This window comes from Echinicola strongylocentroti, assembly GCF_003260975.1.
Taxonomy (GTDB): Bacteria; Bacteroidota; Bacteroidia; order Cytophagales; family Cyclobacteriaceae; genus Echinicola; species Echinicola strongylocentroti.
This window is the reverse complement of record NZ_CP030041.1, coordinates 6,070,055-6,089,835: the sequence shown is the minus strand read 5'-3', so window position 1 is coordinate 6,089,835 and position 19,781 is coordinate 6,070,055. Positions and strand designations below refer to the sequence as shown.

The 19,781-nt window shown below is 47.0% G+C and carries 12 protein-coding genes and 1 pseudogene; all 13 read right to left on the bottom strand.

Features of this window, described 5'->3' with window-relative positions:
* Positions 1-88 precede the first annotated feature (88 nt).
* Positions 89-1,468 (bottom strand): glycoside hydrolase family 43 protein, encoded by a 1,380-nt coding sequence (locus DN752_RS23715; protein ID WP_112786270.1) that lies wholly within the window; start codon positions 1,466-1,468, stop codon positions 89-91.
* Between the two features lie 14 nt (positions 1,469-1,482).
* A pseudogene (locus DN752_RS24650) lies at positions 1,483-1,674 on the bottom strand (hypothetical protein); the annotation flags it as partial.
* Positions 1,675-1,730: 56 nt separating this feature from the next.
* The gene (locus tag DN752_RS23710; protein WP_162633347.1) at positions 1,731-2,834 is read right to left on the bottom strand and encodes an alpha/beta hydrolase; all 1,104 of its coding nucleotides are present in this window, start codon (positions 2,832-2,834) and stop codon (positions 1,731-1,733) included.
* A 12-nt stretch (positions 2,835-2,846) separates the two neighbouring features.
* Positions 2,847-3,683: a sialate O-acetylesterase gene (locus DN752_RS23705; protein ID WP_112786269.1), complete on the bottom strand. Its 837-nt coding sequence runs from the start codon at positions 3,681-3,683 to the stop codon at positions 2,847-2,849.
* A 176-nt stretch (positions 3,684-3,859) separates the two neighbouring features.
* Positions 3,860-5,254 (bottom strand): glucuronyl esterase domain-containing protein, encoded by a 1,395-nt coding sequence (locus tag DN752_RS23700; RefSeq protein WP_211324092.1) that lies wholly within the window; start codon positions 5,252-5,254, stop codon positions 3,860-3,862.
* A 273-nt stretch (positions 5,255-5,527) separates the two neighbouring features.
* A complete protein-coding gene (locus tag DN752_RS23695) occupies positions 5,528-6,880 on the bottom strand; it encodes a family 43 glycosylhydrolase (RefSeq protein ID WP_112786268.1) in 1,353 nt (450 codons plus the stop codon).
* A gap of 18 nt (positions 6,881-6,898) precedes the next feature.
* On the bottom strand, positions 6,899-8,467 hold the full coding sequence (locus DN752_RS23690; protein ID WP_112786267.1) for a glycoside hydrolase family 43 protein: 1,569 nt from the start codon (positions 8,465-8,467) through the stop codon (positions 6,899-6,901).
* Positions 8,468-8,480: 13 nt separating this feature from the next.
* On the bottom strand, positions 8,481-9,569 hold the full coding sequence (locus DN752_RS23685; RefSeq protein WP_112786266.1) for an endo-1,4-beta-xylanase: 1,089 nt from the start codon (positions 9,567-9,569) through the stop codon (positions 8,481-8,483).
* A gap of 119 nt (positions 9,570-9,688) precedes the next feature.
* Positions 9,689-11,833 carry an endo-1,4-beta-xylanase gene (locus DN752_RS23680; RefSeq protein WP_245949396.1) on the bottom strand — a complete coding sequence of 715 codons (2,145 nt, stop codon included), beginning with the start codon at positions 11,831-11,833 and terminating at the stop codon, positions 9,689-9,691.
* 97 nt (positions 11,834-11,930) lie between these two features.
* Complete coding sequence (locus DN752_RS23675; protein ID WP_112786694.1) at positions 11,931-12,956, bottom strand: DUF5627 domain-containing protein; 1,026 nt, start codon at positions 12,954-12,956, stop codon at positions 11,931-11,933.
* 60 nt (positions 12,957-13,016) lie between these two features.
* Positions 13,017-14,780 (bottom strand): RagB/SusD family nutrient uptake outer membrane protein, encoded by a 1,764-nt coding sequence (locus DN752_RS23670; protein WP_245949395.1) that lies wholly within the window; start codon positions 14,778-14,780, stop codon positions 13,017-13,019.
* Positions 14,781-14,810: 30 nt separating this feature from the next.
* Complete coding sequence (locus tag DN752_RS23665) at positions 14,811-17,831, bottom strand: SusC/RagA family TonB-linked outer membrane protein (protein WP_245949394.1); 3,021 nt, start codon at positions 17,829-17,831, stop codon at positions 14,811-14,813.
* Between the two features lie 40 nt (positions 17,832-17,871).
* Entirely contained in the window at positions 17,872-19,770 is a 1,899-nt protein-coding gene (locus tag DN752_RS23660; RefSeq protein WP_112786264.1) for a RagB/SusD family nutrient uptake outer membrane protein, read from the bottom strand.
* Between the last annotated feature and the right edge of the window lie 11 nt (positions 19,771-19,781).

The following is a 19,781-nucleotide window of genomic DNA, read 5'->3' as shown; positions in this document are numbered from 1 at the left end:
TTGATTCAATGTATTTTATGGCCGAATCCGACCGTTCAGTTCCCTTGATTGGGATCTCTTTAAGATTTGGTAGCGGACTGTTGGAAGGTCACTTATTGGTTAATTCAGAAAACATCCAATAGTCAAAATATAAAATGTCCCTGGGAGCATTTCCTTTATACACAAAGTAAAGGTCATGTACGCCTGATACTTCCTTTACTGCTTCATTTATCAACGCCCATCGATCACTGCCACCGGTAAGCGGCACAGGAAGTTCAGCGATAAGTTTCCCTTCCAAACGATCGAGCCTCACCTCAATGCTTACGTTTCCATTATGGGTAGTCCCTGCCCGGACATTGATCGTATGAGGACCATTTTCCCTAAAGTCGACACCTTTTACCACAGAGTAGGTCCCGCTATCATCTGCTTTGATAAAATTGCCTACCCGCTTATTATTGGCAGCGCTGACCCCTTCCGACCAAGCAATGGTTTCCGCTTCATTTTTGATGTAAGGATTGATTGTTCCCAAACTCTTGGTGATTCCTGCTGTCATTTTCATGGGAACGATGGTGCCGTCTTCATTGAACTTCACCTCATCGACACAGACAGACCGTGTAAATCCGCTTCCTCCAGGCAAAGCACCGTTATGGTAGAACAAATAGGTTTTACCCTTAAAATCCACCATACCCGGATGGTTGGTAAAACTCTCCCCTTCTGTCGGCATCAGTACACCTTGGTATTCCCATGGCCCTGTAGGGTGCTCGCTGGTCGAATAACCAATGTGCTCTGGCAAAGGCCCCGCCGCAAAAAGCAGGTAGTACAGGTCATTTCTTTTATATAACCAAGGGCCTTCCTCATAAGTGGTCGGACGCCGTGGATCCTCCTTGCCTTCCCGTTTACCAAAAGCTTCAATCGTATTGGGAAACTGTCCAATCTCCCCATCAAGAGATATCATGTCTTCATGCAGTTTCACATAATAACATACCGGGTTTCCCCATATCAGGTAAGCCTGCCCACCATCGTCCACAAAAACGGTCGGGTCTATATCGGCCATACTATTGCTGATCAACGGCTTGCCCAAAGGATCAATGAAAGGGCCATAAGGGCTGTCCGCCACCGCCACCCCAATGCCGTTTTTATTGTCCCTATCGGTAATCGGCACATACATATAGAATTTACCGTCCCGTTCTATACACTGTGGTGCCCAGGCGTTCATCTTGCCCCAGCTAAATTCCTTATAAGACAAAACTGCCCCATGATCTGTCCAGTTGACCATATCCTCGGTCGTGAACAGTCTCCAGTCATTCATGGTAAACCATGTAGAATTATCCTCATCATGGGAAGTATATAAATACAACTTGTTATTATAAACCATCGGAGCGGGATCCGCCGTATAGGAGGTTTGGATAATCGGGTTTTGGGCATGGCTATTTCCAGCCTGAAACAGTATCAACCCTAGAATGATATATTGAATGTGAAGTATTTTCATAGGTTCTGCTGCTGCTATTTTTGATCACTTAATGCTTCCAGTCCGTGACTGATGATGACAAACCCGCCTTTGGGCTGGATCGTAATGGTCAATTCCCCACTATTTTCCACTTCAATGTTTTGGAGTGAAGGCTGTCTTTTCGTATCATCATTGTACAAAAAAACTTCCTGGCCCTTGAGCATGGGAAGATCGATTTTCAAGGTCTTGGCAGTACTCTCCGCATTGACTCAAGCGATATACCAATGCTTCCCACTTCTACGCGCTAGCAGGCTGTATTTACCGGGATACCCTTGACATTGGAGGCAAATCCCCCCTCATTGGTCACCAGTCCCAAAGGGGAATTCTCCAGCATTGCTTTATCCTGATAACGAACCGTATATTGGGCCATGCCTTTGTTGAAGGACACGATTACTTCAAGATTGCCGTCAGGGCTGGAAATGGTCTTGGAATTTTGTGGGTATTTCGCTCCTCTTGCGTTGGTCTCCGCAGGTACTCCCAATGGACTGTACTGGTCGAATTTTGATTGGTCTACCTGCTTGAACAAAAGCTTGGAAAACATATAAAGGCCGTTCTTCCATACCTTAAAATCATGGCCGCCTTCTTCGATATAATAGATGTGGGGCACATCATTGATGGCCAAATACTCATGGGTGCGCTGGCTGAAGCCGAGTAAACCGTCTTGGTCACCGCATGAGATCCACAGCAATTTTAGCTGCTCCTTAGTTGTGGTGGGGTCAGGAACCAACTCTTCCGGGCTTTTGGTATTGGGGGCGGCCGAAAAGCTGCCCACCCAGGCAAATTCCCCCAAGTTACCCAAGCCAAAATTCAGGGTTTGGCCTCCTCCCATGGATAGCCCAGCGATAGCCCGATGCTCACGGTCCACCAAAACAGGATAAGTTTCCTCCACAAAAGGGATCAGGTCATGAAGCAGGTCATCTTCAAATGTCGCAAAGGCCTCCACCTTATCCTTGGCCATAATGTTTCCCGTGGCACGATCATCCTTCATGGCACGGCCATTGGGCATGACGATGATCATGGGTTCAGCCTTTCCTGCTGCATAGAGATTGTCCATGATCACTTGTGGCTGCCCGCCCCTAATCCATTCTGTTTCATCTCCTCCAATTCCATGCAACAAATAAAGCACCGGGTATTTTTTATCCTCGTTATAGTTTGGCGGAGTGTAAACCACCGCCTTACGGGCAGTGCCCACTGTCTTTGAGTGATACTCCACTGTATCTAGGTGACCATGGGCAATCGTCTCTCGCACTTGGTCAAAACCTTCGGGAGCTTCTTTTTCCAATTGCTGAGCGTATCCACCAACTGCACCCAACAAGAAAATGATCAATAAATAGGCTGTTTTTTTCATGATCTGCTTATGTTAATATCCTAAAATTGAAAGCATTTGGTTTCCATATCGCCTACCAAGTTTTCGATATCCTGCTGCTGAAAAATGCAGTCCGTCTGAAACGGCCTCACAATCTTCCGAAGAAATCACATGTGCCGAGGGAATGACCTCAGGCAAAGTAGCCAATATGGCGTTCATACTGGCACACTTCCCTCCTTGTGCCGCACTGACCATTTCCCCCGCAAGTAAAGGAACCTCTTCTGCGGCCAAGCCCAGTTCTGAAAGCAGGTTTTCATACACCCCCTTCACCTTTTTGGGCCATTGCTGGTCCCCCGTGTTGGATTCTCCTTGATGAAGCAATATCCCCCGAATGACCCCATCCTTTTGGGCTGTTTTTGCAAGTGCTACTAGGTGTTGATAAGGGTTTCCATCATAGGCATTGATCATATTGATCATCCAGTCAGGAGCTGTTTCCACGTAGCTCTTGTAGCTATCCTTTTCGAAAAGTTCAATTTTACAACCTCCCACCGATACATTGATCACGCCTACCCGGATACTGTCCGGTAACGTTTCCACCAAGGTTCTTCCAAAATAATCCACTGGCGTCAGTCCAGTGTGACACCTGGTCAAGGGTGGTACTGCAGGGTACCAATTGCCCTTTTCTCGTTTCAAGTCTGGACAATCGATCGCTTGCAGCACCTGAAATCTTCGGTCCACCTGGGCATCTTGTCCTTCAGATTTTGCTGCTCCTTCCATATTGGACTGGCCAAAAGCAAGAAAAACATAAAAGTTCTTGTCCTGCGCTTGTCCTGAATGTCCTAAGGCCAAAATGACCACTATCAATAAGAATTTTCCCAATATCGGTTTCATGTTTCAGTTTTAAGTTTTTTTTGGATGAGTTAGGTTCAATAAATGTTGTCAAGTCAAGGTCACGCTACTATTCCGCAGAGCTAACACCCTCTTTGGTTTGCGCTACTTTTTGGATAGTCCCATCATGATTTTAAATAAATTATCGTTTTCATTAAACTAATGGTTTTCTTCATCAATCAATGGCCCCAATACCGGGAGGCCCAAGCAATCCAAGTACTCCAATTTGGGCCAGTGGAATGGCCGCCTGCGTGCTGCCTGAAGGCTACTTCTCCACTGGTCAAGGCAGTGCCCATTTTCGGGAATTCCGAAGTTCCAAGCCCTTTCTTGCCCAAAAGTTCATACACTGCACTTGCATGGACTCCTCCCAAAAACATCCCTTTTGCATCTACCCATTGCCCTTCTATAAAAGGCGAGCCAACGCTTATAAAAACAGACCTAGGTGCACAAAGTGCCACAAGGGAATGCGCATCCACCGGCAAATCATCTACGGTAAGGTCACTGGCGTATTTCAAGAAATTTCCGCAAAACCAATGGTATTCGGCTGAAGAAGCCAAGTTTTCTATCTGTTCTCCAAAATTTCTCCTCAATATGGAAGCTCCCCCAGCACCAGAGGAACCTATAAATCCAAGTGAAAACCGTTCATCAAAGGCCATCGTGACCAAGGCTGCTTTTCCGTACCGAGATGTACCTTCAATGCCAATCCTAGAAGCATCCACATTTGGGTCGCTTTCAAAATAATCCATCGCCCGACTGGCTCCCCATGCCCAAGCACGAAGTACTCCCCATTGTTCCGGTGCCCTGAATTCCCCTTTATTGGCCAATCCGATAATTCCAGTTCTCAATCCAGCACCATGATCCGGTTGGATGCTTGAAGGAACCAATACGGCGTATCCCCATCCTTTAGCCAGCAATTGCTGTTTCCAACGGGGTTCGTAAGGGGACATGAAATAACTGGCGGGCTCCGCTGAAGGATTGCCAAATGGCCATCGGATGAATCCAAATTCCATGACCAACGGAACGTCCACTGTTACTGCAGAAGGTATTCCCACGAGCAACTCAATTTGTACATCAATATCGGCATAGGAAGAATTGTCCACTTTCCCGACCAATAATCTTTCGGTCACCGCAAAATTTGCAATTGTGGTATCTTTCTCGGAAACTACCTGCCAGGTCACAGCAGGTAAATTGGCGGGCAATGTCCCATACATTTCGGTTTCTAAGTCCAGTACGACTTGAGACCTTCTTTCTTCCTCCCAAACCCCTTTTGACGTGACTTTTTTTCCGTCGTTTGTAATAAGTGGATCAGGCAAGGAATAGCTCCTCACTTTTGGTTCATCAGTATTGGCGGCATTAGGTGCGGAAGTATTTCCAGAAGGGCCTGGGCGCATGGCTGCTTTTAGTCCCAGCTTTTGTTTCATGTCATCGTAGTCTTGCTGGGTCACGCGGTTGAGGCTATCACGGTTTACTCCCTGAGCTTGAACTTTTATGTCAAATAATAAAAGTAAACACAAAAGAACGAGTACTTCGGCTGTAGTCCCCCAATTATGTATAGATAAAGGCTTCTTGTTCATTTTTTCCATATTTTCCATTTAAAAGCATCATTTCATTTATTGTTTTACTCATAACCAGAGACAGTTTATTTTCGTAGGCATTATCCAAAGAAATGTATATCAATTAAACTTCTTTAACCGCTGGACCACCCTCTTCATCTCAAAAAGTAGGTTTTATATTCCTCATGGCTTGACACAAAACCATAACCGTCTAATGTGTTAAACACTTCCACCAAAACTCCATTGGCCTGAAGTTGCTAAATGAATTGATTTGCTTCATTTCCTTTACTTTCCTTACTCAAAATTGATCCAATCGACCGCCACCCTTTTTCCATTTTCATTCACCAATACGAGGTCATGGATGCCGGAAGGGTTTCCTTTGACTTTTCCTTGGACTACTGTCCAGTCCTCACTCTCCGAATATCCGATCTCCGCCATGACCTGTCCATCCTCCTTTCCTGATCGCAATGCCAATTTTCCCGCATCCTTGGCTTGGATGCGGAGGCGTACCGTTTGGACACCTTGATGGAATTCGACACGGTTATACTTCACCCAAGCTCCACCTGCCAAAGTAACTTTCCATCCCATAAAAGGCTGTGATGGGTCCAAAAAGGCTATGGAAGCTCCCTGTTCTCCAAGTGCACTGTGCCTGTCCATTTGAATGTGATCGGTCATTTGGGTCAACCCAATTCCCCGAAGGGTCGGCACCACTTTTCGGATGCTTTCATCATTTTCAAAAAAAAGGCTGTCCGCCCTAATGGAGCGGTTTTTATCAAATCCCGGCGAATAATCATTGTGATGATAAAATAAATAGTGCTGCCCCTTGAACTGTATGATCGAATGGTGATTGGTCCAGCAGCCCGTGGGGGATTCATCCATGATAACGCCTTTAAAATCAAAAGGTCCCAGAGGGCTCTTGCCGACTGCATACTCCAATCGCTCAGTTTTATTGGCCACATGGGGATAGGTCAGGTAATAAGCACCATCTTTTTTAAACATATAAGGGCCTTCTTTCAATCCTTCGCTCGGAAGCTCCTTTAAGATCACCGGATCCCCTGCCAGTTCGAGCATGTTTCCCTTGAGTTTAGCACCATAAATATGCTCTTGTGACCAATAGAGATAGGCTTGGCCATCATCATCAATAAACACATTAGGGTCTATCCCCTTTACTCCCTTAATAGGCTGGGGCTCGGGAACGAAAGGCCCTTCGGGATGGTCGGCCACGGCCACTCCTATGGTAAAGCCTTTACCATTGATGCTGGAATCTTTGCCGTGGTCGGGAAAATAAAAATAGTACTTGCCGTTCCTTTCTATACAGTCCGGTGCCCACATGCTGTTGGCGGTGGGATTGCCCCAAGGAACATCTTCCTGATGGAGGATCGCTCCGTGATCGGTCCATTCGGTGAGGTTTTCGGAGGAAAAAACATGGTAATCCTGCATACAAAACCAATTTTCCCTTCCATTATTTTCGGCACAATAGATATCATGCGAAGGATAGACATACACCCTGTCACCGACCACCATGGCCGATGGGTCTGCTGTAAACTGATCCCTTACCAGCGGGTTTTGGGCCAGTGCAGTACCTGCCCATATGGTAAACAAAAGAGGCAATAACAGGTAGCTTTTAAGGTTGGTTATTTTAGGCATTTTGTAATTGACGTTGGTTTAGAATTTATCGTTAATGTGAAAGAAGTCGAAATCCACATGGCCTCCCGGTGATTTGGTGGCGTAATTGAACAACGCAAACCGGTAGCCCATAAAATGTGGAAGGGTGTACTTCATGTGCAGGGTAGATCCGATGGGCTTCCACTCTTTTCCATCAAGGCTGTAGTGAAAGTTGGCCTCATCCCTGCGGTCGGTAAAATCACAGGTGGCTTTCAGGTAGACTGATGTTGCGCTTATGGGTACACGTTCGATCTCTTTGGCTACTCCGGAATCGGCATTGACCATTACAATGGCTTTTTCACCATTTGCTACTGTTACCCCTACCTGCCCGTAAAGTTTCTGGAGCAGGGCGAGACCGGCAAAGTCCCCTTCCTTCATTCCTGAAATGTCAATTTTGGTAATCCCTTCACACCTTGGACCAATGGTTCGCTGGGTCAAGGTGTTTTTAGCTTCCATCAATGAAGCGTCCACCCTTCCTGTGGTCAATCTCAGGTAACCTTTTCTTTCCCTGACAGACCAAAACTCCGGGTCGGGATTATGGTTCCACTGCCAGACCAAAGGCAGGTCTTTGGCTTCCTTTTTTCGGTCAAAATCGTCGGAGGCCACCATCCCCGGAATCAAGCTTTTGTTAGCCGGAAGATCCAATTGATCGGGCACTTTTCCGGCTGTTCCCAGCACTGGCCAGCCATCTTCCCATTTTACAGGCACCAAATAAGGAATTCTTCCTACTGCTCCATAATCACGGAAAAGATAGGCATACCATTCTCCCTCCGGAGTATCGATCAGTCCCCCTTGGGCCACACCTTTGTCCTGCAGCATGACCTTGCCTTCATACGGCCCTGTAATCTGCTCAGCACGGTGCACGATGACCGTTCTCATCCCCCCTTGCGGCCAAGAAATATTGAACAGGTAATAGTTACCGTCCACCTTGAAGAGTTGGGAGCCTTCTGCTGGAAGCATCACATCAGGGCCCGAAGGGGCGGTGGCATTTTCGATCAATACGCTTTCAGTTTCCGTTTTGACACCGGACAAATCTTCCTTTAGCTCCACCATGCTGAGTTTTCCCCCGCCCCAGATCATGTATATCTTGCCATCATCATCAAAAAACAAGGTATGGTCGTGATAGGAAGGTGAAAAGGAATGCGAATTCCAAGGGCCCTTTTCCAGATCCTTGGTGGTGAAAATATAGGTCTTGCCTGTAGTGGAAGAAAATGTACTGACATAATAGGTTCCTTCGTGATACCTCAAGCAGCTAGCCCATGATCCTGCTCCGTAGGCATTTTTTCCATTCTCCAAGTTGATCGCATCCACTTCCCCCAATCGGTCGTAGGCATAATTGACCAATTTCCAATTGGACAGGTCCTTGGATTTCATAATGGGAACTCCCGGGCTCATGTGCATCGTGGTGCTGCTCATGTAGTAAGTATCTCCGACACGGGCCATGGACATGTCGGGCACATCGGCGTGGATCAGCGGGTTGCGCAGCTTACCATTTTGCTGAGCTAAACTGGTAAGCCCCCAACTGAAGAGCATGATGAATGTCAAAAATGACTGGGCAAAATTTCGCATAGATACAAATCTATTATTGGTTCGACAATTGGATAATGTGGGAAACTACTTCCTTGGCCTTGTTGTCCCGGTCAAACAGTAATGGATAATCTGTCCTTCCGCGGATGGGCCATCCATTCCTCCAAGAATGCTGGTCGGCCACTCCCCAGAGCGTTACCCTGGATATCTTGTCCCGGTGTTTTAAAAACAAGCCAAAAAACTCAAGGTAACGCGCATTGAAAGCATCCACTACCTCATCCGGCAATCCGTCTGGAAAAGGATTCATTTTATCCTCGTAATCAAAGTTCTTGCTGACCTCTGCACCTTGGTCATCCCAAGGGGAAGGAAGCACGGTAAGGTCCAGCTCGGTGACCATCACTTCCACGCCCAAATCGGCAAAGGCCTCAATGCTTTTTTCAAATTCTCTGATTTCAGGATGGTGCAGGCCAATATGCCCCTGCATGCCTATACCATCGATCTTGACGCCTTCAGCTTGGAGCTTTTTGACCATGCGCACGACCCCTTCCCTTTTCCCGGGCTCGGCCATGGAATAGTCATTATAATACAGCTCGGCTTCGGGATCAGCTTCATGGGCAAACAGGAAGGCCAGCTTGATAAAATCCTCTCCGATAATCTGGTAGAACTTACTTTCCCGATAGCTGCCATCGTCCAAAATGGCCTCGTTGACCACATCCCAGGTAGCCACTCGGCCCTTGTACCTTCCGACCACGGTATGGATATGCTTCTTCATCCGCTCGATCAGCACTTCGCGTGAGACGTCCTGCCCTTCTTCATCCGTGAAAAACCACCTAGGTGCCTGAGAGTGCCAAATCAAAGTATGGCCATTGATGAGGATATCGTTTTGTTCCCCGAATTCCACAAACTGATCCGCTAATTCGAAGGTAAATTTTCCTTCCTCTGGCTGTAAACGGCCACTTTTCATACAGTTTTCCGCCACAATGGCGTTGAACTGCTCCTTAATGATTCTGGTAGCGGCTGTATCTCTGCCTGTAATTTGCCAAGCATTCATGGCCGTGCCAATGGCAAAGTTATCCTTGAGGGCCTGCTTTAGTGTTTGGCTCTCCAGTGTTTGGGCATTTCCTTTGACAACAAATACCATCATCAGCGCAAACAATAGGCACTTCCCAACGCTACGATAAGTACCTATTATACAATTAATTATCAACATCATCACAGAATAAATAGCTTATTATTTCTTTTAATTAATGGGCCTTGAAATTATTACATTCCCTCTAGCCCTTCCACAAACCCGGCATATGCAGGTTTCCTGTTAAGGTTAAGGTTCCAAAGCCCTTGGTGCTCTCCAGGTAACCAATTGGCATCATCAGGGCTGTCCGTAATGCCCCAGACCGTAATGCCATACCGCTGCGATTCAGAAATATATTGCAGGTACATATCCACCACGTACTTGTACATTTCGGCTTGCTGTTCGAGTATTTCAGCAGTGGGACTGGGCGTATTGACCCTTACATCCAACTCAGAAACCTTGATGAGCTTGCCTGTGGCCGCCAGCATTTCAAACATCTTGGCGATATTCTCCTTATTGGAATCAATGCCGATGTGCATCTGCGTACCGATACCGTCCACCTGGGCCCCTTTGTTTTCCAGATAGGCGACATAGTCGATGATGCCCTGACACTTGTCCAGGTTATATTCCAGGTTATAGTCATTGATAAAGTGAAGGTCATCTGGATTGCCGTATTCCCTGGCCCACTGAAAGGCCTTGACAGCATAGTCCTTGCCCATATAATCTTGCCAATAAAATTCATCGGACGCCATATCGGTTTTACCAATGCCCGTTTTCAGTTCGTAGGGATTGCCATCATCCATGGGTTCGTTGACTACATCCCAGGCGTTGACATGTTCTTTGCTGTTGGTCACCATTTCGGCTATCCAGCGCTCAAGTTCACCTGAAAGAATCGCTTCTTTTTCTTCGGGTGTCTTTTGTACCAAGGTGGTAGAACCACCGGAAAGAGAGGCACTGCTCAGGACTACATTGTCGATATATACGGTTCCGGCAAACTCCCCATAACTGACGATCAACCGGCTTCTATCATCTGCAGTGGCGGTGGTGGTAAGCTCTACCTGCTGCCATTCCTGGGTGACCATTACTTGACCATATCCATTGGAGGAATAGTCAGGGCTCTGTAGTTCGGGTCGGATAATGCCCTGGGCATCACCTTTTACCCAAAAGGACAATTTGTAAGCTTCTCCATTTTTAAGGGGCTCGCCTAACTCATAGGAGGTCTGCACTTCCCAAAATCCACCCGTTACCGATGGATTGGTCACAAAGAAGGCCTTGCCTTCTCCACCAAAACCCAACCCATCCTCGGTAATGCCACGGGTAGAGTTGTTCCCCCAGCCTCCCCAACCGGTGCCGGCCTCAAAATCCCCGTCCACGACGAGGTTATTGGTCATCGGCTCACCATTGGGATTATAGACGTACAGGTTATTGATATCAAGGTAGTAGGTGGCTCCTTCGGTATAGCCCATATCAAATTTGATCTTAAAAGTCTCTCCTTGGAAATCTCTGACCCTAAACCGTACCTCTTTCCAAGACATGGAAGTCTGGAAAGTAGCCGAGGCCATACCAGTGGACATCCAGTCGATTTCCGGCTCATTGTTCTCCAGCCCTTCAAAGCTGATCCTTCCTTCTGCTGGCCGATCGGATTTGACATAGGCTACGATCTCATATTCGTTTCCAGGGACAATGGCCATTTCGGGAGTGACCAATTGGAGGTCTCCGGGAGCTGAAACGCTGACACCAGCAGTCAACTTAAAGGCTGGTGTTCCCATGCCCATTCCTTCGCCTTCAGACAAGACCATATCACCATGACTCTCCCATTCGGTTAGGTCCCCGGCCATGGCTGCTGAAAGGTCCAGCTCATTCGCAAAGGCAGGGGAATTGACCACAAGCGGCTCTAATAATCCATTCAAATAACCTGCATTTTGGTTGGCATGCCAGCAAAGGGTATGACCGTAGATACTGGTTCCTGCCGAAGCTGCTGCTACATACATCGCGTTCACGCCATCCAGCAGTAGGCTGCCATCGGATTGTACAACCGCGCCATGTTTCATCCCATAACCCGCCGTTATTTCATTGAAATTACTGTTAATCAAGCGGTACATCACCCCTTTATCGGCATATTCGGACTGGGTCACCGCGCCCCCCAGGATAAAATTGGGGTGAGCAGTGCTGTCCACATAGGATTTCAGGGTCTGATAGGCATTCAATTCCTCCTGCAGGGCAATACTTTCAGGTTTTTCCACTTGGTATTCATCTGTGGGCACATAGTCCACACAAGATGTACCGAGGCTTATAGCGAGTATTCCCAGTATATTGATATATCTTATTTTTATGTTCATTGGTTATTGAGTTGTTAGGTTACGGATGAAATGTCCACAATCCACTATCGAACGAATACGTTCGAGCCTACTAATTCATCATTTCTCTCTATGTGTTTTATTTGCGCACAGGACTAAACGTTTCCATCCCCACACCACGGTTCCTGAGCACCAAAGTATCCACAGTGGCCACGTGCATCTGGTCCATATCGATCTCATATTCGAGGTATAACGCATCCCGATCTTGGTTTCCCCAGCTGGACTTCTCACCATCCTTCACAAAAGTCCCTGTTCCCGAAGCTGTGTATCCATCATGGGCAGCAGAAACGGTACAGTTTCCGTCATCATTAAAAGTGAGCAAAAGATCTGCAGTGACGTTCACTCCTCCTTCTCCCGTCAAGGTCAGCGGAAACACTACCTCGGTCATGGATTGGGTTACCAGTTCATTGATCTCATCATCCACCACGTTTTCTTCATGGCGAACCACTGTTTCATCGATAATTGCCGGGTCTTTACCAGTGATGATATCCCTGCCCCTACGCAGATAATTGCCATGCCATTCATTGATGTATTTTACTGCATATAGCGTAAAGTCCTTGGGTGTAGGAAACCAGTCATCTGCTATCGCCCTCTTGGGATTTTCTACCACGGGAGTGCCGGACAATACCGAATCGGCATTCATCACTTCTGTAATTTTTACAGGAAGTACAAAAGTTCTGTTCACTGCACGGGGATCGTTAAAAAAGGCTCCGGTAAGCTGTACTTCCACCCCTCCGGCCACCGTACCTTTGGGAATCGTAACGGTTTCGGAACTTAGCTGGTAGAATTCCGAAGAAAGTATTTGTATTTCCTCCCCGCCCTCTTCGAACAAAAGTCCCTCGGCCAAGGATTCATCCACTTCTAGCTGGACGGTCACATCAGTTGGAGAGGAATAAACGCCTCCTGTGGTCACCATTAACTTGAATTTGCCTTCATTGTCCAGAGAAGTATCAAAGATGTCCTCCCCAAAGGTGATGGTCCTCACTGGAAACTGGTAAGCAAAATAAACCGTTTGGTATTCATAATTGGGAAATTCCCAATCCTGGTTTTCGCAAGCGCAGAAAACCAATGAGAATACTAAGATTAAGTATATTTTATTTTTCATTTTATTGCTTGTTATTTCATTGATCATTTATTTACCATTCTTCATTCCCCATTTTCCAAATCACCAGCCTGTATTTTGCTGGAGTGCACTGAACTTCAATAGCTCACTATAAGGAACAGGGCCGTAGATCATATAATCCTGATAAACACGGTTTTCTACATCGATAATGGAATAATCGTCCTCATTTTGGATCCGCATACCTTGAGCCGTTTCGGTCAGGTCTGCACCCCATCTTCTCAGGTCCCAAAATCGGAACCCTTCAAAGCTCAGCTCCAGCCGTCTTTCGTTCCTGATCAGTTGGCGCATGGCATCCTGATCGCCTTTAATGGATTCCAAATAAGGATCATTATTGTCCAATCCTATTCCTGCCCGCTGACGGATGGCCTTGATCACATCATAGGCCGAGAAGGAAAAGCTCCCACTGGCCAAAGGCCCCCAGGCCTCATTGGCTGCTTCGGCATAGATCAAAAAGAACTCGGTATAGCGCATTCTCGGCTGTAAGTGTCGCTGTCCAGTGGAGGCCACTGGGTCTAGGTTTACGTCCTGACGAAGAAGTTTGCGCATGTAATACCCCGTACGCGTAGAAGTTTCCACCTTGTTCAGGCCATCATTAGTATCCGAGTCCAAGGCCGTATTGATGGTACTTCCTGTTGAGCCGGCTGTGCTCCCATTGATCAAAATGAACTGGGCCAACCTTGGATCCCTCTCCGCATAAGGTGACTCTGCCGAATATCCAGCGGCAGGATCGTTGATAGGATAGCCATTGGCCATGGGAAAGGCATCCACTAAATTCTGGGTAGGATTGACCAATCCTTCCCCGTACAGTGTTGGCGGGAAATTCTGCGTTTCCAGATCGTTCGTAGGACCTCCGATGGATCCCCTCCAAAGGATTTCTGGCGGATTGTTTCCAGCACCCAATCCATCGATCACCGAGGCATTACTGTACCAGGTCACGCCATTGGGATCAAGACCACTTATACCTCCGATATCGTTTAGTAATTCACCTGCATAGGTCGCAGCATCCCCCCATTTGGCTTGGTCGTTATCTAGGTTAAAAGAAGGACTGGCTGCCAACAATGCAGCCTGTGCCCGTATTGCCCGTGCGACCCTTCCAGAAACCAATTGCTTGGCATCATCCCCAAACACCCTGTTGTAATCATTTACTCCAGTCCCGCCTTCACGGTACTTGGAAGGGATCATCGATTCATCCCCGATATTGTTATAATCCATGGGAAGTAAATCCATCGCAGTATTTAGGTCCGAATACAGCTGCGCCATACAGTCATCAAAAGTGGCTCTGGGCATATTAAAATCGGAATCCACTGATTGGGGCTCCAAAAATATGGGGACACCCAAAAGCTCTCCTCCGGCTACCCCACCATGCGCCTGTAACAGGTAATACATAAAAAGGGCCCTCAATGCATGGGTTTCGCCCGTCAATCGGTCCAAAAACATTTGATTTACTTGTGGATTGGAGGCATACTCGGTATTGCCCACTTCGGTCAGCATCTCATTGAGGTATTGGATGGCGGAATTGGCAGCATTCCATCTATCCACAGGGTTGAAATTGGACGCCCATTGTCCAGTGGCCATGTTCAGGAAGCCATTGTCAAGGTCATTGCTGACCGCATCATCCGTGGCCATTTCGCTAAAATTGTAGCCATTGGTGGGAATCCTTAAATAAGCATTCAACAACAATCCCTGTACCATACTAGGTCTTTCACGGATAAGGTCCTTGCGCTGGATATTTTCCACCGCGGGATCAATAAGGTCACTACAACTGGTGGTCAACACCAAGGCCATAATGACGAGTTTTATGTTCATCTTTATCTTCATGGTTATTTTCGGGTCTTGTTAAAACTTCGCTTTGATCCCCACATTATAAAACCGGGTCTGTGGGGCACTACCAATATTCATCTCGAGGATCTCTCTATTAGGAGAAATGGTCAGCAGGTTGGCACCATTGGCGTAAATGTCCAGCCCTTTTAGGAAGCGCTCACCAAACATGCTGCTTGGGAAGGTATAGGAAAGCTGGACCCGAGAAAGGTCAAACCTGTTGGTGCTGTACATCCAGAAATCTGAATTGCGGAAATTATTGGCTCCGTTCAAGGTGGTAAGTCTTGGATAAGTGGCCATGTTCTTGGTAGACTCTGTCCAACGTCCCCTGACCACTTCGGAATATTTGTCATCACCGTTTACCCAGAAATAATTATTGGTCTTCATGGCATAAGCTCCTGTACGGGCGGTACCCAAGGCAAAGAAGGTGAAGTTTTTATAGTTGGCCGTGATGTTTATGCCCATGGTCAAGGGAGCCCCGGACCAACCGCCACGGCCGAGATAGACCTCATCCTGTGCGTTGATAATACCATCCCCATTTTGGTCTTTATATTTGATATCACCAGGCATGACTTCACCAAATGCCTGCTGGGGACTATTTTCGATATCATCGACACCAGTAAAAAAGCCCAGACTCTCCAAGCCCCAAAGGCCGTCCAACGGCTTTCCTACCCGACTTTGGTAATCAAACTCGAAATTTTCTGATCTCCTGCTGGCCTTGGTCGTGTAGTAAATACCCGAGAACCCGAGACTCCAATCTACCTGTCCAATCCGCTTGTTCAAGTTCAGTTGGAAGTCTGCTCCCATTCGTTGGTCGTTGTTGTAGTTGATATAGGGAATCCAGGAGGATATTGGCCATCCCGTGCTGAAATAATTCGGATAGATATTATTGTTTTGAACAAACAAACCGGTCATTTTACTGGTAAAAAAGGAACCATTCAGGGTAATGAATTTATCATATAGGGAAGCATCCAGCTCTACACTGATCTCTTCCCGCTTTGGCATGGCCAAATCCAAGTTTTCGCCTCTTCTTACATCCGTGGCCGTGTTGTTAAGGCCATCTTTCCACTCGTACCAAGAACCTTCATCAGTATAAATCCCTTCATACAGGTAATATTCCTCAATGTCCAGATCGGTATGGAGGATACCACCCGATACGGAAAGCCTAAGGTCGTCCACTACACTGGAAGAAGCTAAGAAACCCTCTTCACTGAGCCTCCACCCAAGGGACACGGTCGGAGAAAAAGCATTCCGATTGCCTGGTGCCAACTTGGCACTATGAACAATGGCACCGCTAAAGTCCAAGTAGTATTTTTCCTTATAGTTATAACTTCCATAAAGCCCTAAATTTGCGTTACTGGTCTTGTGGTAAAGTCCGGATTCGGATGTCTGGAAACCATTGGCAATCAGCATGCCCGAAATGTGGTGTCGATTGTCAATATTTTTCCGATAGTTCAACTGTCCGGAAAAAGACAGGGTCTGCCTGAACCAGCTTCCACCGATATTTTGGGTTTTGGAACTGGCATCCTGACCATACTTGGTAAGGCTGGCGATTTCATCCATCCCGTTGAAATTTGTCCAACTGGGTTGGTACACCGCATATTCATTGTTAAAAGACAGGTTATAGGAAGTAGCATAATCCAATCCAAATAGGGAGTTAAAGCTTAACCCTTCCAAGACATTACTCAAATCTGCATCCACCCCAGCATTGAACTGAAACTGCCTGCTGGTATATTTGGACGATCCTCCGGCATAGCTGCCCGCAATAGGGTTGGTCTGGTCCAGCTGGGTACCGCCAAGCAGGTACTTGCCATCGATCAGGTGCTGGCTGCTCTGTACGTAACTCTGCGAAACCTCATCATCAGGAGACAGCATATCGATCGGCACCAGCGGCGCATAGCGGTATGGCCTCAAGGTGGTAGATCCTCCCCAATAGTCTGCATTGATGCCCTTACCATTATAAAAAATGGCTGCTGCATCCACTTTTGCAGAGATGTAGTCGTTCAGGTTGATATCCACATTTCCACGCACATTGAACCGCTCATTGCCGTTTTCGGCAGCCTGCCCAAAATCCAGCACAGACCCCTCCGTCCAAAAACCAAGGTTGGTATAATACCGTGCCCGCTCATTACCACCGGAAATCTCCATGGTGGCATCATAACGGGTATAGGCTTTCTGTAAATAGTCCTCTGAATAATAGTCGACATTAGGATAGCGATAGGGGTTGTCTCCGGAGGAATGATTATAGATATCTTCTTCGGAATATAAAGGACTAAGCCCATCATTGGATCGCGCTTCATTGTAGAGGCTCATGTACTCACCGGACCCTAGGTATTTGGGATAGCTTTTGGGCATATTGACTCCGGCATTCGTACGTACCTCAATGGTCTGGGTATTGGCCACCCCCCTTTTGGTGGTCACCAATAACACCCCCTTAGCACCTCGACTTCCGTAGAGTGCAATTGCGTTAACACCTTTCAGAAACGTTATTTGTGCAATTTCCGTAGGCATCACACTGCCAAGGTCACGGGGTACTCCGTCCACCAACGTGAGGTAGCTGTTATTACCCCATAGGTTTCCGTTATAGCCTCCCACATATGCTTCCATCCCATCCAAGGGATAGGTAATGTAGTTTTCATTCAAAATATTGGGCATATTGACATACGATACACCGCCCATGATATCTCTTTTATCTTTCGATTGAAAAGCCACTAAGACTTCCTCTCCTTCGAGGTAGGGATACATTACTATTTCTTCCAACCCAGCATATGCCTGAAGGATTTTGGTTTCATAGCCTGGAGCCTCCACTCCTAGGTAAGCCCCTGAGCTCACTTCCAGCTTTACGGAGCCCAAGCTATCGGATACGGCCGAATAGTCATCCTGATCACTGGTCACAATGGCCCCACGGATAGGATTCCCTGAGCTGGCCTTGACCATAGGTTCAATGTTTATCTTCATGGTACCTTGTGCTGTCAAGTGCAATGGAAATAGCACCAGAAAGACACAGCATACCGAAATAAATTTTATATATCTCATCATTTAAATTCATTAAGTTTTACCATTGAAAAAGTAATCCAACTTACCATCCAGGATTTTGATAAAAATCCGGATAAAGGCTTACATCGGCCAGCTTTAGCGGTAGCCAATAATGTTTGGAAGTGAAATTCCGTTCGATGATCACTTCCTCTCTCATGTTCACAATCCGGTTCTCTGTAGGATCATCGGTATTGAACTCTCCAGCCCGGTCAAACTCAAAGGAGGTCTTGGTGGTATAGGGCTCTTCTGTCAGGAGCATCCACCGGCGAAGGTCATTGAAACGATGCCGTTCAAAAGCCAGCTCCACGGCCCTTTCCCTTCTAAGTTCAGAAAGAAAATCACCTACAGACCCCAAAAACCTGTCCTGAACACCAGGTATCCCCGCGCGCTCACGGATCAAGTTAACTGCCTCCAAAGGCGTCTTAGAAAAGGTATTGGAAGGGGCACCTAAACTATTGTACCCCATCAATGTGGCCTCCGCATACATTAAATAAATGTCTGCCAGCCGCATATAGGGCACATTGATATGCAGGGCGCTCCCCCAGTCATAGGCCCTATCGTATTTATTGGCTGCCAGCGGGGAGAATTTACGCGAAGCATATCCCGATAAGCTTCCTGTTACCACTTCTCGATAACTCCCTCCGGTATGGAGGTTTGCATATCGATTGATTTCCTGATTAGCATCTGGGATGGCGCCCTGAACCACTTTTACACCGTCATACACGATGGTCTTGTAAAACCGTGGGTCTCGATCTTTCCAAGGGTAGTTTGGATCATATCCTGATGCTGGGTCAGCCTGTGTAATGTCATCCGGTAGCGGTAAGCCATTGGCCATCCCAAAGTTGTCATGGACATAATTGGCCGTAGGGTAGAAATTTGTCGGATCACCTTCATCCATGAAAGTAGGCTTATACTGTTTTGAAATCCGCCAGTGGGTATCATTGGCTGAGTAATAAGTGGACCTGAAAATAGCCTCTGTTCCCCCGGCCAATGCCCAGTTTTGCCCCATTGTATAGAAATTATCATTATACTGTTCAAAAGGCAGCAAGGCATATTGGGTTTCCCCGCTTTCCACAAGTTGTAGTAGTTCTCCAAAAGTATCTGCAGCCTTCTTACAGTATTCCGCGTGATAAGTTTGGCTTCCTGTAGAGACCGAATTCATCAACGGGCTCCCCGCCCATAGGTAATTTTTACCCAAATAGCCCAAGGCCATGATCTTATTGATCCGCAGCTGGTTTTTGCCCAAAGTCCTTCTTCCGGTCGTGGTATCATCCCAGTCGATCGGCAGTAAGTCTACTGCTCTTTCCAAGTCCTGAGCCACCCTATCGGCACACTCATGATAACTTAAGCGTGGCAAGGTCAATTGTTCATCACTGGGCAATACTTGGTCTACATAAGGCATTCCCCCAAAATACTGGATCAACGAAAAATGGAACCAAGCCCTGAAAAACAACAACTGTCCTTCGATCAATTGCCGCTCTTCCTCGGTAGCATCCTTCATCAGGGAAAGGTTTTCCAGCCCCATATTGGCTTTGCGGATGGCATACCAGGCAAGTGGCCAGAGCCCCTTGTTTTTATGGTCCCTGTTCGTATTGGTTCCGTTTGCATCCAGCCAGCCATTGTTTCCAGCGCCATTTTCTACTTGCCACGCCCAAAAATTGCCTCGGTCTACGTTATAGGAAAAGGTAAACGTACCCGCTGTGGATTCTATTTCATCCTCTCCCCAGTTCCAGGAACTTACCCAATTAGACAAAGTAAAATTGGGCACGCAATGGTACAACTCTTCTACATATCCCTGAAAATTAGTGAAATTCTGGAAGGCCTGCTCCTCGGAAATAATGGATTCCGGAGCTCTCTCTAGGTAGTCCTCACAAGCAGATACGACAAAAAACATCGCTACCCAAATGGTTGCCCTCAATAGTGATTTTATATAATTGTTCATTGGATTGGCTC

Coding starts and splice junctions, on each gene's coding strand:
- DN752_RS23680 (WP_245949396.1), bottom strand. CDS start 11,833: ATGAACATAAAAATAAGATATATCAATATACTGGGAATACTCGCTATA.
- DN752_RS23705 (WP_112786269.1), bottom strand. CDS start 3,683: ATGAAACCGATATTGGGAAAATTCTTATTGATAGTGGTCATTTTGGCC.
- DN752_RS23665 (WP_245949394.1), bottom strand. CDS start 17,831: ATGATGAGATATATAAAATTTATTTCGGTATGCTGTGTCTTTCTGGTG.
- DN752_RS23695 (WP_112786268.1), bottom strand. CDS start 6,880: ATGCCTAAAATAACCAACCTTAAAAGCTACCTGTTATTGCCTCTTTTG.
- DN752_RS23700 (WP_211324092.1), bottom strand. CDS start 5,254: ATGAACAAGAAGCCTTTATCTATACATAATTGGGGGACTACAGCCGAA.
- DN752_RS23690 (WP_112786267.1), bottom strand. CDS start 8,467: ATGCGAAATTTTGCCCAGTCATTTTTGACATTCATCATGCTCTTCAGT.
- DN752_RS23675 (WP_112786694.1), bottom strand. CDS start 12,956: ATGAAAAATAAAATATACTTAATCTTAGTATTCTCATTGGTTTTCTGC.
- DN752_RS23685 (WP_112786266.1), bottom strand. CDS start 9,569: ATGATGGTATTTGTTGTCAAAGGAAATGCCCAAACACTGGAGAGCCAA.
- DN752_RS23670 (WP_245949395.1), bottom strand. CDS start 14,780: ATGAACATAAAACTCGTCATTATGGCCTTGGTGTTGACCACCAGTTGT.
- DN752_RS23710 (WP_162633347.1), bottom strand. CDS start 2,834: ATGAAAAAAACAGCCTATTTATTGATCATTTTCTTGTTGGGTGCAGTT.
- DN752_RS23660 (WP_112786264.1), bottom strand. CDS start 19,770: ATGAACAATTATATAAAATCACTATTGAGGGCAACCATTTGGGTAGCG.
- DN752_RS23715 (WP_112786270.1), bottom strand. CDS start 1,468: ATGAAAATACTTCACATTCAATATATCATTCTAGGGTTGATACTGTTT.